Source organism: Bradyrhizobium sp. SBR1B (assembly GCF_014198205.1).
Lineage (GTDB): Bacteria > Pseudomonadota > Alphaproteobacteria > Rhizobiales > Xanthobacteraceae > Bradyrhizobium.
The window spans coordinates 118,668-131,198 of sequence record NZ_JACIHC010000015.1 but is presented as its reverse complement, the minus strand read 5'-3'; the positions used below and the strand labels follow the sequence as shown (position 1 = coordinate 131,198).

The 12,531-nt window shown below is 63.8% G+C and carries 16 protein-coding genes; 12 read left to right on the top strand and 4 right to left on the bottom strand.

Annotated features, from left to right (window positions below):
* Positions 1–35: 35 nt before the first annotated feature.
* Positions 36–860, bottom strand: a complete 825-nt coding sequence (locus GGD61_RS29865) for an enoyl-CoA hydratase (RefSeq protein ID WP_183231727.1) — start codon at positions 858–860, stop codon at positions 36–38.
* A gap of 85 nt (positions 861–945) precedes the next feature.
* Between GGD61_RS29865 and GGD61_RS29860 the strand changes: the two genes are divergently transcribed.
* The 6 genes from GGD61_RS29860 to GGD61_RS29835 all read left to right on the top strand — a co-directional run bounded on the left by GGD61_RS29860 (position 946) and on the right by GGD61_RS29835 (position 4,627).
* Positions 946–1,374 (top strand): PaaI family thioesterase, encoded by a 429-nt coding sequence (locus tag GGD61_RS29860; RefSeq protein WP_018320094.1) that lies wholly within the window; start codon positions 946–948, stop codon positions 1,372–1,374.
* Positions 1,375–1,532: 158 nt separating this feature from the next.
* Entirely contained in the window at positions 1,533–1,997 is a 465-nt protein-coding gene (gene rplM / locus GGD61_RS29855) for a 50S ribosomal protein L13 (RefSeq protein ID WP_011087726.1), read from the top strand.
* A 1-nt stretch (position 1,998) separates the two neighbouring features.
* Entirely contained in the window at positions 1,999–2,478 is a 480-nt protein-coding gene (gene rpsI / locus GGD61_RS29850; protein ID WP_018320095.1) for a 30S ribosomal protein S9, read from the top strand.
* A 229-nt stretch (positions 2,479–2,707) separates the two neighbouring features.
* Positions 2,708–3,928, top strand: coding sequence for a diguanylate cyclase (locus GGD61_RS29845; RefSeq protein WP_018320096.1), 1,221 nt, complete (start codon positions 2,708–2,710; stop codon positions 3,926–3,928).
* Positions 3,929–3,987: 59 nt separating this feature from the next.
* Positions 3,988–4,227 (top strand): hypothetical protein, encoded by a 240-nt coding sequence (locus GGD61_RS29840; RefSeq protein ID WP_092257398.1) that lies wholly within the window; start codon positions 3,988–3,990, stop codon positions 4,225–4,227.
* A gap of 103 nt (positions 4,228–4,330) precedes the next feature.
* Complete coding sequence (locus GGD61_RS29835; RefSeq protein WP_035673823.1) at positions 4,331–4,627, top strand: antibiotic biosynthesis monooxygenase; 297 nt, start codon at positions 4,331–4,333, stop codon at positions 4,625–4,627.
* A 61-nt stretch (positions 4,628–4,688) separates the two neighbouring features.
* Here GGD61_RS29835 and GGD61_RS29830 read toward each other — a convergent pair whose 3' ends face one another.
* A complete protein-coding gene (locus GGD61_RS29830) occupies positions 4,689–5,828 on the bottom strand; it encodes an AI-2E family transporter (RefSeq protein ID WP_177237147.1) in 1,140 nt (379 codons plus the stop codon).
* 135 nt (positions 5,829–5,963) lie between these two features.
* Between GGD61_RS29830 and GGD61_RS29825 the strand changes: the two genes are divergently transcribed.
* From GGD61_RS29825 to GGD61_RS29805, 5 genes are all read left to right on the top strand, one after another.
* Complete coding sequence (locus GGD61_RS29825; protein ID WP_092257390.1) at positions 5,964–6,674, top strand: hypothetical protein; 711 nt, start codon at positions 5,964–5,966, stop codon at positions 6,672–6,674.
* Between the two features lie 91 nt (positions 6,675–6,765).
* Positions 6,766–7,539: a gamma-glutamyl-gamma-aminobutyrate hydrolase family protein gene (locus GGD61_RS29820; RefSeq protein ID WP_177237146.1), complete on the top strand. Its 774-nt coding sequence runs from the start codon at positions 6,766–6,768 to the stop codon at positions 7,537–7,539.
* A 1,117-nt stretch (positions 7,540–8,656) separates the two neighbouring features.
* On the top strand, positions 8,657–8,893 hold the full coding sequence (locus GGD61_RS29815; protein ID WP_183231726.1) for a hypothetical protein: 237 nt from the start codon (positions 8,657–8,659) through the stop codon (positions 8,891–8,893).
* A gap of 304 nt (positions 8,894–9,197) precedes the next feature.
* A complete protein-coding gene (locus GGD61_RS29810; protein ID WP_092257388.1) occupies positions 9,198–9,737 on the top strand; it encodes a TRAP transporter small permease subunit in 540 nt (179 codons plus the stop codon).
* Positions 9,734–11,338, top strand: coding sequence for a TRAP transporter large permease subunit (locus GGD61_RS29805; protein ID WP_092257385.1), 1,605 nt, complete (start codon positions 9,734–9,736; stop codon positions 11,336–11,338). The genes GGD61_RS29810 and GGD61_RS29805 overlap by 4 nt, the downstream gene beginning before the upstream one ends.
* 151 nt (positions 11,339–11,489) lie before the next feature.
* On the opposite strand, the gene GGD61_RS29800 is transcribed toward GGD61_RS29805, so the two are convergent.
* Complete coding sequence (locus GGD61_RS29800; protein WP_177237145.1) at positions 11,490–11,876, bottom strand: hypothetical protein; 387 nt, start codon at positions 11,874–11,876, stop codon at positions 11,490–11,492.
* Positions 11,877–12,141: 265 nt separating this feature from the next.
* On the bottom strand, positions 12,142–12,327 hold the full coding sequence (locus GGD61_RS29795) for a helix-turn-helix domain-containing protein (protein ID WP_244550670.1): 186 nt from the start codon (positions 12,325–12,327) through the stop codon (positions 12,142–12,144).
* On the opposite strand from GGD61_RS29795, the gene GGD61_RS29790 reads away from it, so the two are divergent.
* The gene (locus tag GGD61_RS29790) at positions 12,260–12,457 is read left to right on the top strand and encodes a 4-oxalocrotonate tautomerase (protein ID WP_244550669.1); all 198 of its coding nucleotides are present in this window, start codon (positions 12,260–12,262) and stop codon (positions 12,455–12,457) included. The two genes, GGD61_RS29795 and GGD61_RS29790, sit on opposite strands and share 68 nt — an antisense overlap.
* The last annotated feature ends 74 nt before the right edge of the window (positions 12,458–12,531 follow it).

Genomic DNA, 12,531 nt, shown 5'->3' with positions numbered 1-12,531 from the left:
CGCATCGCCCCGGAATGACGGTGTAAGAAATATAGCTACTCATCCCGCCATGTCGGCGTGCGCTTCTCGATGAAGGCGCCGATGCCTTCCTCGGCGTCGCGCGCCATCATGTTCTCGGTCATCACCTCTGCGGCATAGCGATAGGCATCCGCAAGGCTCATCTCGGCCTGGCGGTAGAATGCTTCCTTGCCGAGCTTGACGGTGTAGGCGGATTTCAGCGCGACCTGTTGCGCGAGCTCGATCGCGGCGTCGCGTTCAGTGCCGGCGGGCACCACGCGGTTGATGAGGCCGATCTCGCGGGCGCGGGTCGCCGGGATGGGCTCGCCCGTCAGCAACATCTCCATCGCCTGCTTGCGCGGCACGTTGCGCGACAATGCCACCATTGGTGTTGAGCAGAACAGGCCGATGTCGACGCCGGGCGTGGCGAAGTGTGCTGCCTCCGAGGCGATGGCGAGATCGCAGCTTGCCACGAGCTGGCAGCCGGCCGCGGTCGCGATGCCCTGGACGGCAGCGACCACAGGCTTTGGCAGGTGCACGATCGCCTGCATCATCGCGCTGCAGGCGGTCATCATCTCGGCAAAGAAGGCGCGGCCGCGATCGGGGTCAGTGCGGCGCGCGGTCAGCTCCTTCATGTCGTGGCCGGCGGAGAAGGCAGGACCGTTGGCAGCGATCACGACGCCGCGGACGACCTTGTCATCGCGGATCTCGTTGAGCTCCGCATGCAGGCTGGCGATCATCGCCGCCGACAGGCTGTTGCGCGCGGCGGGGCGGTTCAGCGTCAGCACGGCGATCGGGCCTACGGTCTCGCGCAGCAGGATCGGCGGTTGCGGGGAGGGGGCGCGGGCAGCCTGGGCGGACATCGAAGCGTTTCCGTTGGATTATTGCATTTGAATGACGCAGATAACTTAATGTAACAGGGCAAGCGAAGCGAGGGTGGGGAACAGCATGGCGTCAGCGAAAATGAGCGTGGCAGAGGTCGAGCAGTTCCTCCGTCACGAGTTTCCCCAGGCCTTCAGCGGCGACGACATCACGATAGAAAGCGCGGACGGCCAGACCTGCCTTTTGCGCCAGCGCTACAGTGAAAGGATGCTGCGGCCGGGCGGAACCGTGTCCGGCCCGACGCTAATGGCGCTGGCCGATTTCGCGATGTACGTGGTGCTGCTGTCCGCGATCGGGCCGGTCGGGCTCGCTGTCACCACCAATCTCAACATCAACTTCCTGCGCAAGGGGCAGCCCGGTCAGGACGTGCTGGCGGAGGCGCGGCTGCTCAAGCTCGGCAAGCGGCTGGCGGTCGGGGAGGTGAAACTGCTGTCCGGCAGCTCGCCCGATCCGATCGCCCATGTCACCTCGACCTATTCCATTCCAAATGTTTGAGCTTTTTGCAGGTAATATAGCACCATATTTTTAAGTCGTTGATATTGCGATGCTAATTTCGGTCCATGGGCATTGACCGTTGTGCGTCTCTTCTCTAGAAAACCGCGCAGTCCGGCGCGGTGTTCGCGCCGATGCTCCCCGTCCACGGAAACTCTGACATGAAAACCTTTTCGGCAAAGCCGGCTGAGGTGACGAAGAAGTGGGTGCTGATCGACGCCAAGGGTCTGGTCGTCGGCCGCCTCGCCACCATCGTCGCCATGCGCCTGCGCGGCAAGCACCTCCCGACCTACACCCCGCACGTTGATTGCGGCGACAACGTCATCATCATCAATGCGCAGCATGCGGTCCTCACGGGGCGCAAGCGCGAGCAGAAGACCTATTACAAGCACACCGGCTATGTCGGCCACGTCAAGGAGCGCACCGCGCGCCAGATCCTCGAGGGCAAGCATCCCGAGCGCGTGCTCGAGAAGGCCGTCGAGCGCATGATCCCGCGTGGCCCGCTCGGTCGCGTGCAGATGGGCAACCTCCGTGTCTACGGCGGCGCCGATCATCCGCACGAGGCGCAGCAGCCCGAGAAGATCGACATCGCCAAGTTGAACCGCAAGAACACGAGGGCCGCATAATATGGCCGAATCCATCCAGTCGCTCGACCAGCTCTCGCAGCTCAAGACGGCGGCGGCGCCCGATGCGCCCAAGCACGAGAAGAAGGTCGACAAGTTCAACCGCGCCTATGCCACCGGCAAGCGCAAGGACGCGGTCGCCCGCGTCTGGATCAAGCCGGGCGCCGGCAAGGTCACCGTCAACTCGCGCGAGGTCGAGGTCTATTTCGCCCGTCCCGTGCTGCGCATGATGATCGAGCAGCCGTTCTCCGTGGCCCAGCGTTCGGGCCAGTACGACGTGATCTGCACGGTTGCCGGCGGCGGCCTGTCCGGCCAGGCCGGCGCGGTCCGTCACGGCATCTCCAAGGCGCTGACCTATTTCGAGCCGGAGCTGCGCTCCGTGCTCAAGAAGGGCGGCTTCCTGACCCGCGACTCCCGCGTGGTCGAGCGCAAGAAGTACGGCAAGGCCAAGGCCCGCCGGTCCTTCCAGTTCTCGAAGCGTTAATCGCTTCGGTCACATTCGCCGCGAAAGCGGCTTCAATGAGATGCAAAAGGGCGCTGATTTCAGCGCCCTTTTTGTTGTTCGTTTGTATGCAAATTGATGGCGTGTTTCCCGAAAACTTGGCCTCCCGCGAAAACCTGAATGGAACTCGCGCGACCTAGCGTCGCATTCGGAAGGGCGCGCAAACGGCTGGGGCCGGTCGCGTAACTGCTATGTCTTAAAGGGGGCCGACATGATGTCGCTCGATAGCATCACGCTCTATTTGGTCGCCACCATGGTTGCCGCACTGCTCGGCGCCATGATGGTGTTTTTCGGCAGGCAGGAGAACAGCCCTGCACTGAAATGGTGGGGCACCGCGTATCTGCTCGGTGCCGCCTCCGTCGCGCTGTGGACCGCAGCCGGCGACAGGCTGGGCCCGCATCTTTACCTTGCGCTGAACGCGGTCGGCTTCGTCGCCTGCGGCATGGTGTGGAATGCGGCGCGCGTCTTCCACGGCCGCAAGCCGAACTGGCCGGGTCTCGTGCTCGGTGCGCTCGCCTGGGTCGCCGCCGTCACGCTGCTCGCCCCCGAGGCATCCATGTTGCGGATGATCGTCGGCGCCGGCATCGTCTCGGTTTATGCGGCACTGACCGCCAGCGAGCTCTGGACCGAACGGCGCAAGAGCCTGCAGCGGCGCTGGCCCGCCTTCGTGATGCCGGTGATGCATGGCTGCGTGTTGATGCTGCCGGTCCTGATCGGCAGTTTCCTGCGTCCGCACGATGCCGGCTTCTCCCAGAGCATCTGGGTCAAGGTGTTCGCGGTCGAACTGATCCTCTATGCCGTCGGCACCGTGTTCGTGATCTTCATGCTGGTGTCCGAGCGCACCGTGACCGCGCACCGCACCGCCGCGTCGACCGATCCCCTGACCGGCATGCTCAACCGCCGCGGCTTCTCGGAAGCCTGCGGCCGCGTGATCGAGCGCGAGGCCAAGGCCGGACGTCCCGTGACCGTGATGATCTTCGACATCGATCACTTCAAGTCGATCAACGACCGCTTCGGCCACCCCGCCGGCGACGAGATGCTGAAACTGTTCTCGACCGTCGTCGTCAGCAACTTACGCATCACCGACATGTCGGGCCGCATCGGCGGCGAGGAGTTCGCCGCGCTGCTGCCGTGTTCGCTGGAGGAGGGCGTGCTGGTCGCCGAGCGCGTGCGCGAGGCGTTCGAGACCTCTGGCGTCGTGGTCGACGAAGGCCCGGTCGACACCACCGTCAGCATCGGCGTCGCCGGCGGGCCCGCCGGCACCGAGCTCGAGGTGCTGCTGGCATCCGCCGACACCGCGCTCTACCAGGCCAAGCGCGGCGGCCGTAACCGCGTCGAGGCGGCGGAGGAGCTGCCGCTGTCGCTGGAGAACTGGCGCCGCCAGAGCGCCGCGCGGATCAGTGCGCCGCAGCCGCGGCCGGCCACCGCCTGAGACGCAAGGCAGCATCGCGGTAATCCTCTGTTTACCATTCGATCCCTACCATTGCGGTCATGGAATCGATCCGTCGACAGAATCCGCAAGCTGCCCTGATGTCGCTCGAAGCCGCTGCAGCCTCGGCACGCAGCGGTTTCGCCTGTCTGTTCTCCACTGCGGATGAATACGAGAGCGCGCTGATCACCGAGCGCCGCGCGCAGGGGCGTTACACGCAAGGCCGCCGCAGCTACTGGCCGCTCGCGCTGTTCATCGGCTGCGTCCTGATCGTGGCGGGCAGCGTTCTGCTGCTCATCTGAGAGACCTGCATTTTTGGACCGACCAGGGCGCCGTTTCGGCGCCTTTTTCTTTTTCGCCGGCTGCGCTAGACACGCCTATCGAACAAAAAACGGGTGGAAACCGATGATCACCGAGATCGCGCAAATCGACGTCAAGCCGGGCAGCGAGAAGGATTTTGAGGCCGCCGTCGCCAAGGCCAAGGCCGCCTTCGGCCGCTCCAAGGGCTTTCACGGTTTTGAGCTGCACAAATCGATCGAAAAGCCGCAGCGCTACCGGCTGATGGTGAAATGGGCGACGCTGGAAAACCACACCGTCGATTTCCGCGGCTCGGAGAATTTCACCGAATGGCGCGGCCTCGTTGGCCAGTACTTTGCCTCGCCGCCCGAGGTCGAGCACACCGAGACTGTGCTCACGACCTGAGGGCTTATTTCTGGAGCATGATCTAATCGGAAAACCGCTGCACACTTTTCCGGATCATGCTCTACGCCGCTTCTGCCAGAGGCGCCGCCTCATAGGTCTTGAAATGGTCGATCATGACCTTGGCGATGGCCACTAGCGGCAGTGCCAGCGCCAGGCCCCAGATGCCGAACACGACGCCGAGCAAGATCTGGAAGGCGAACAGCGTGGCCGGCGGGATGTCCAGCGCCTGCCGCTGCAAGATCGGCGTCAGCACGTAGCTCTCCATGGCGTGCACGCCCATGAAGAGCAGAAAGGCCGATAGCGCCGGGATCCAGCCCGAGGCGAGGCTCGCCAGCACCACGACGACGCCGGCGATGATGGCCCCGATGGTCGGGATGAAGGCGAGCAGGCCGGCCTGAATTCCCAGGATGAACGAGCTGGGGATGCCGATGACGGCAAGCCCGATCCAGGTCACCACGCCGACCGCGAGCATGACGATGATCTGCGCGATCAGCCAGCGCTCCAGCGTCTCGGCTGTGCGGTCGATGATCAGGGCGACGCGGGTGCGGTGCCTCGCCGGCGCCAGGAACAGCAGGCCGTCGTGATAGACGGCCGGCTGGGCGGCGAAGGCGAAGCCCAGGAACAGCACGATAAAGATGTTGCCGACACCGTGGATGGTGCCGAGCAGCAGCTTGAAGGTCTGGCTCACGATCGCGCCGCCGCTGGAGGCCAGCGCGCCGGCGCCGGGCAGGGGACCGCGCGAGGGCGCTGCTGGTGCGGGCGCCGTCTCCGAGGGCGCAGTGGCCGAGGCGTCGGTCGCGCCGTTGCCGAAATCGAAGAAGCTGGTGTCGATGCCGTGGTTGTCCAGGAACGACTTCACGTTCCCGATCTGCGACTTGATGGTCTTGCTCAGCAGCGAAGCCTGTTCGGCGATGGTGGCGCCGCCGAGATAGGCGATGCCGGCGAGCATCAAAGCGAGCGCGGTGCAGACGATCGCGAGCCGCACCGGATGCGGCAGGGGCACGCGGCGGCCGAGCGCGCCCGTCAGCGCGTTGAGGCCGAGGCCAAGCAGCATGCCGGTGAAGATCAGCAGCAGGGTGGCGGCGAAATACCAGGTGAAGGCGAGCAGCGCGGTGAACAGCACGACGCCGATGCCCCCGACCGAGATCGCCCAAGCGAGGTCGCCGCGGGTCCGGGAGCGTTCATCTTTGGACATGGTCACATCGGGTCCTTTTCAGCGCAATGCGCGCCGCACTCTCTCGACAAACGCGCTTCGGATCAAGACCGCGTCAACGCGCTGGTTTGACGTCGGCGCGCCGACGGTGCAGAGCGATGAGGAAAGAACAATGGGGGCGGTTTGAGCTTCATCAGCAAATGGGCCGGTCTGCTCGGGCTTCTGGCCGTGATCGTGGTCGGCGACCAGATCCGGATCAACCGGCCCGGCCACAAATTTCGTCTCACGGTCGAGGTCACGACACCTGACGGCATCAAGACCGGATCCGGCGTTCTGGCCGTCGTGCCCGACCGCAACTATAACCGCGGCGGCCGCACCACCACGCGCGGGGAGGCCGTGTTCGTCGACCTCGGCCAAGCCGGCGCCAAAGGCAAGAATCTGGTGGCATTGTTGGCGCACCGGCAGGACGCGAAGCTGGACTTCGACGACATCAATTATGTCGCGCTCCGTGCCTATGGCGCCGCGCGCGGCAACCGCGTCTCGTTCAACGATATCCACCGGCAGACCGGCGTTGTCCCGGTGCAGGGAGACCTCGTGCCGGTGCTCGTCAGCTTTGGCGATCCCAAGGATCCCAAGACGGCGCGCGTTGTCGCCGCCGACCACGCGGAGGCGGTTCTGGGCGAGGGTTATGCGATCCGTGGCCTCACGGTCGAAGTCGTGCCCAACGGGTTCTGGCCGGTTGATTTCGGTGGGGCGCTCGGAGAGCCCGTGACGCGCGGCATCGACGCGAAACTGCCATGGCTGGCCGCGCCGGGCGATCCGGCGGCAACCGCACTGCAGGCCGCCGGGCTGCCCGCCGGGGGCGAGGCCCGGGAGGCATTTGCGCGAAAATAGCATTGCCGTCCCGCGATCCCTTCTGTTGAATTTGTTCCAGCCCAAGGGCATGTTTGGAGAATCTTCTTATCGGAGAGGCGCGGAACGACAGATGAGAAAGCCGGTCGTCGGCGTGATCGGGAATGCCCATCGCGTCGAAAATCGATTTCAGGTCCAGATGGTCGGCGAGCGCAATTTGCGCGCCGTGGCCGAGGTTTCCGGTGGCCTGCCGATGATGTTCGCAGGTGCGCCCGATATCACCGATATCGGCGCGCTGCTCGACGTGGTCGACGGGATCGTGCTCACCGGCGCGCGCGCCAATGTCCATCCGACCCGCTTCAATGTCGACCCGTGTGAGCGCCACGAGCCGTACGATATCCATCGTGACGAGGTGGCGCTGGCGCTTTCGGTCGCCTGCGTCGCCCGCGGTGTGCCGCTGTTCGGCATCTGCCGCGGCCTGCAGGAGATGAACGTCGCCTTCGGCGGCTCGCTGCATCCCGAGATCCGCGAAATTCCCGGCCGCATGAACCATCGCATGCCCCGGCTCGAGAACGGCGAGATCCACCCCGATCCGACCGTGGTGTTCGCCGACCGTCACGACGTCGAGCTGACGCCGGGCGGGGCGTTCGCAAAACTGCTCGGCTGCGAGAAGATCAGGGTCAATTCGCTGCATGGCCAGGGCATCCTCGAGCCCGGCAAGCGCGTGCTGATCGAGGGTGTTGCCGAGGACGGCACCATCGAGGCGATCCGGATCGCGGAAGCCCCGACCTTCGCGCTCGGCGTGCAATGGCACGCCGAATACGATCCCCAGCGCAATCCGGTCAACCGCAAGCTGTTCGAAGCCTTCGGCGAAGCGCTGGTCGCGCGGCAGCGCGCGGCGGCGTAGGGCACGAGAGCGAAATCTGGCGCACAGCTGCGTCAAGCTCATCATTGCGAGCGCAGCGACTTGTTCGCCGAAGCCTTGGCGAAGGCGGAAGCAATCCAGAGTCTTTCCGCGGTGGGATTCTGGAATGCTTCGTCGCAAGAGCTCCTCGCAATGACGGAGTATGAGGTGACAGCTTGCTTCTCCAGGGACGCTGTCATTCCCCGCCTTGTGCGCAATTGCGCACTGGAGCGGGGAATCCGGTACGCCGCAGCTTATCGGTTCTATCACAACGGTCTCTGGAATACTGGATCGTGCGGTCCTAGTGCGCAATTGCGCACTGGCCGGGCGATGACGGTGAGTGAGTGTGCAGACACGCCTTCGCAGTCTCGCGGCGCATTTCGCCCGAGGCTTGCTGTCGTCGCGCTCTTTGAAAGCCAAAGGGCGCAGGGAAGGCCGGGCGCCGGCGGCACCCGCAAGTCCGTGCGCGACGAAGATGTACACGGGGTGGACCGCAGGTGATGCCGGTCGCCCGGCCTTCCCTGCGCGGCTGGTTTTTAACGGTGTCCTTCGTGCTCTCCCCGGGGAGCGATGCACTATTGCCCCCGTCGCCTTGCGGGAATGATCGATGCGCGTGCCCGGTCGGGCCGCCGCATCACCGCAAGCCTTGACGCACAGACCCCGGGCGTCAGGACCACACGACTTCTCCGTCCGCGGACGATCCCGCCGGAATATCCGGAAGCTTGCGTGTGCTCGCCCCCAGGCATCGACGAAACCGCTGTGACCGCGCCGGGTCGTATCGCGTCGCCTGAGGACTCACGGTTGCCCGCCCTGTCATCATGCCGAGCCGCGCCGGCGCTACCGCGTCCACCGCCACCCGGCCCGCATCTCGTGACGATCGCGAAGCGCCCCTTTGGCAGGCCGGGATGAGGCGCTTATGCCACAAATCCGAAATTCGGGAAAGTGGAATATTTTTACGCGGAGGGCTTGACCGGGTGTTTTGCCCGACGCTTCGCGGGATTGGCCATGGCAGGGACGCATTGCGCTATCCCAATGCCGGGAGCCGCTTTATCGGAAAGACTTGCTTGGTGGGTTCGGCAGATACACCTTAAGTTCTGTCCCGCGACGGAGGATGACTTTCATGAGCAGACCTGTGAAGACCGAAAGCGAGCTGATCGCCATGGCCAAGGCCGAGTTGAAGGTTCATGCCGACTGTCCCGATGGAATGACGATTTCGATCCTCCGCGAGGGTCGTTCCTGGGAGTTTCGGGCCAGCGCAGATCGGGCCACCTCGGATCGGCCCGGCTACCCCGAATGCGTCGCCATGCTTGTCCAGATCGGCGATCACCTCTGCAAGCAGTACGACGTCGAGGGTTAGGCGGGTCCGAGAGCCGGATTGCCGGCTGCCCCGTGCATCGACCAAATTAGGCACAGTGACCCATTTTTGCGATCGCTGCGGCAAACTGTCCATTTTCCAGTTGACCACGAAATTGCTGACGGTAAAGGTGCCGTGCTTCACGCGCGGCCGAGACCCGAACACATCTCGGCGAAAACCGACAACAAGAACGAGCGGAAGCATCAGGAGGGTGAACTAGCTCCCGCGCAGACCTGGATGGTCGCTGATACAGCGCCATGGTCCTGCGCGTTCGGGGGTAGCACTCAGCAAGGGGGACAAGGCATCGATGCGCCCATTGTTGGCGGTGAGTACGGCTATCGACTGGCTGAACGAAAAGGTCGGTAGCGTCTGCAATATTCTGGTGCTCGCGGCCTGCGTGGTCAGCGCCGCAAATGCGATGATCCGGTATGCCTTCAGCTACAGCTCCAACAGCTGGCTCGAGACGCAGTGGTACATGTTCGCCGTCATCGTGATGTTCGGCTCGTCCTATACTTTCAAGCGCAACGAGCATGTGCGCGTCGAAATCCTCTACCTCATGCTGTCCGAGCGTGGCCAGCTGTGGCTCGACCTGATCGGGACATTGGTCTTCCTCGTCCCGGCGTGCCTGCTCCTCAGCTACCTCTCATGGGCGATGTTCTACAACTCGTTCATCATCGGAGAGATGTCCAACAACGCGGGCGGCCTCCTGCGGTGGCCGATCAAGTTCGTGCTGCCGGCCGGGTTCTTCATGGTCGCTCTGCAGGGCGTCTCGGAGGCCATCAAACGCGCCGCCGCCTTGCGCGGTGAAGTCACGATCGACGCAAAATATGAGCGGCCGACCCAATGATCACGATTGAGATGATGCCGCCGCTGATGTTCGGCGGGCTGGTCCTGGCCATGCTGATCGGATTTCCGGTCGCGTTCACGCTGGCTGCCCTCGGGCTTTCGTTTGGATTCCTCGCGATCCACGAGGGATTTTTCGGATTCAGCTTTCTCCAGGCCATTCCGGAGCGCATCTACGGCAGCGTTCTCGCCAACGAGCTGCTGCTGGCAATTCCGTTCTTCACGTTCATGGGCGCGATCCTCGAACGATGCGGCCTCGCCGAGGATATGCTGGATTCAATGGGGCAGCTGTTCGGCCCGGTTCGCGGCGGTCTTGGCTATTCCGTGATTATCGTCGGCTTCATCCTCGGTGCGATCACGGGGACGGTGGCGGCGCAGGTCATTGCGATGGCGCTGATCTCGATGCCGGTGATGATCCGCTACGGCTACAACATGCGCTACATCACCGGCGTGCTCGCAGCCTCCGGCACCATTACCCAGCTGGTGCCTCCCTCGCTGGTTCTGATCGTGCTCGCGGACCAGCTCGGGAAGTCGGTCGGCGACATGTATCTGGGCGCCTGGGGCCCATCGATCCTCCAGATCGCACTCTTCGCCGGCTACACGTTTGCGCTGAGCGTGATCAAGCCGGGCCACGTCCCGGCGGTGCCCAAGGAAGCAAGGACGCTCACGGGCTGGGCGCTCTGGCGCAAATGCCTTCTGGGCATCATCCCGTCCGCCGTTCTGATCTTCGTGGTGCTCGGCACGATGATGCTTGGCCTTGCCACCCCGACCGAAGCGGGCGCGATGGGCGCCGTCGGCGCGATCGTCCTTGCAGTCATCCATCACAAGGATTTCAGCTCGGCTGGTCACAAGGTGCTGCTGGTCGGCGTTGCGGCGGCGGGCGTCGGCACGATCATCGGCATCTACCTCACGCCGAATCTGCCGTTCAAGATCGCGTTCGCGATTGCCTATCTCGCCGTCGCCTGGGTTTGCATCGAGGCCATCAGGATTCCGGACCTGCGCATGCTGGTCAAGCAGGGCTACGAGACCACGATGCGCATCACCTGCATGGTGACGTTCATCCTGATCGGATCGACCTGCTTCTCAATCGTCTTTCTCGGTTGCAACGGTGGGGTCTGGCTGGAGCACATGCTGACATCGCTGCCGGGCGGGGTCTGGGGCTTCCTGATCTTCATGAACCTGTTCATCTTCTTCATCGCCTTCTTCCTCGACTTCTTCGAGATCGCCTTCATCATCATCCCGATGATCGCGCCGATCGCGCAGAAGCTGCTCACCCCCGTGGTGGGGGCGGATGCCGCCTTGATCTGGTTCGGTGTCATGCTCTGCGTCAACATGCAGACCTCCTTCCTGCATCCTCCGTTCGGCTTTGCCTTGTTCTACCTGCGGGGCGTGGCGCCGAAAGAGGTCAAGAGCTCGGACATCTATTGGGGCGCGATGCCTTGGATCGGCCTGCAGGCGATCATGGTTGCGGTCGTCATCGCATTCCCGATCACGGTCACCGGGCTGCTGGATGCTCCCATCAAGGTGGATCTGGACAAGATCAAGATCGAAATTCCCGACGTCGAGCTGCCGCCGCCGCTCGATTTCGGCCAGCCGAAGAATTGAGAAAGGTCCCCGCCCGGGGATTGATCCCAAAATATTGCAGGGCTGTCGGTGACCTGCGAACGCTGCCCTTGCGCAGGGAGCCGCGGACCTCGATTGCGACGGCGCAACTGATCAGCAGGCTGGCGGAGTAGACGGTCGCGTCGCGCTGTGGCTAAGTCCAGGTCCAGAGCAGCGAAAGGGGAGCCCGATGCCGTATCTCCCATCTGGACATGACCGAGACTTCCGCGTCTGCAAGGTGCTTTCCGACCTGTTTTGCGCAATCTTGCTCGGGACCTTTTCCATCGTCTTCTTCGGCTGGGTCGGTGGCATTGTCGCGTTCGTTATCCTCGAAGCGTGCTTGATCGGGCTCGATTGGCTGATTCCGAGCGGCGACGACGCGGCTGGCGTTGTTCGCTAAGGGCAGCTCAATGGCCGAATCTCTCCCGCGACGGGATGGCCTCGCGATGAAGCGCAGCGCTACCGTCGCCGTCCTTTTCCTGCTCGCATCCGCCGCATTGGCCCAAAGCGCGCCGTAGGGCGGATTGGCGTAATCCGCCATCTTGTCTTGATGGGGCAGCTTCAATGCCCCGAGACGTACAGTCCGGATTATTTCCGGAGGACTGGGCAAGAGACGGCAGCACGGATGGCGACTTTGGAGAGCGCGTGAGCGTCACCAGCAGTCGGCGGATTACGCCTTCGGCTAATCCGCCCTGCGTAAACCAATCAGTAGGAATTGGTCCGCCCCGATTTTTGCGGCTCTGATTTGTTCTTTGAGAACGAAGTGGAGTCAGATGCGGAACGAAAGTGGATGGCTCGAAGCCGCCTCACATCGTCCGCTCCATCCGTCGCGCGCGATAGGCCTGCGGCGACATCAAGGTGAGCTTGCGGAACGCCTTGCGAAAGCTGCTCTCGTCCTCATAGCCGGTCGTGCGCGCGATCGCCTTGATCGGCTGCGTTGTCGACCTCCTGGTCGAGGTCGAAGGGCAGGGCAGCCCGGATTTCCGCCGCAACGTCTGGGTCAGGATCGAGGAGCAGGAGCCCACGCACTGGTCGCTCGGCGGCATGCAGCCGACAGCTGAGATCATCGCGAGCACGTTCGGCGCGATCGGGACGGACGGGGTGCGGATCGCGCGGCGCTAGCAGCGCGGAATGCGTGGGCGGATCAGCTCAAGGCATGGTCCGCCAGCCGCCGCCCCGTTGCTCAACCGATCTGC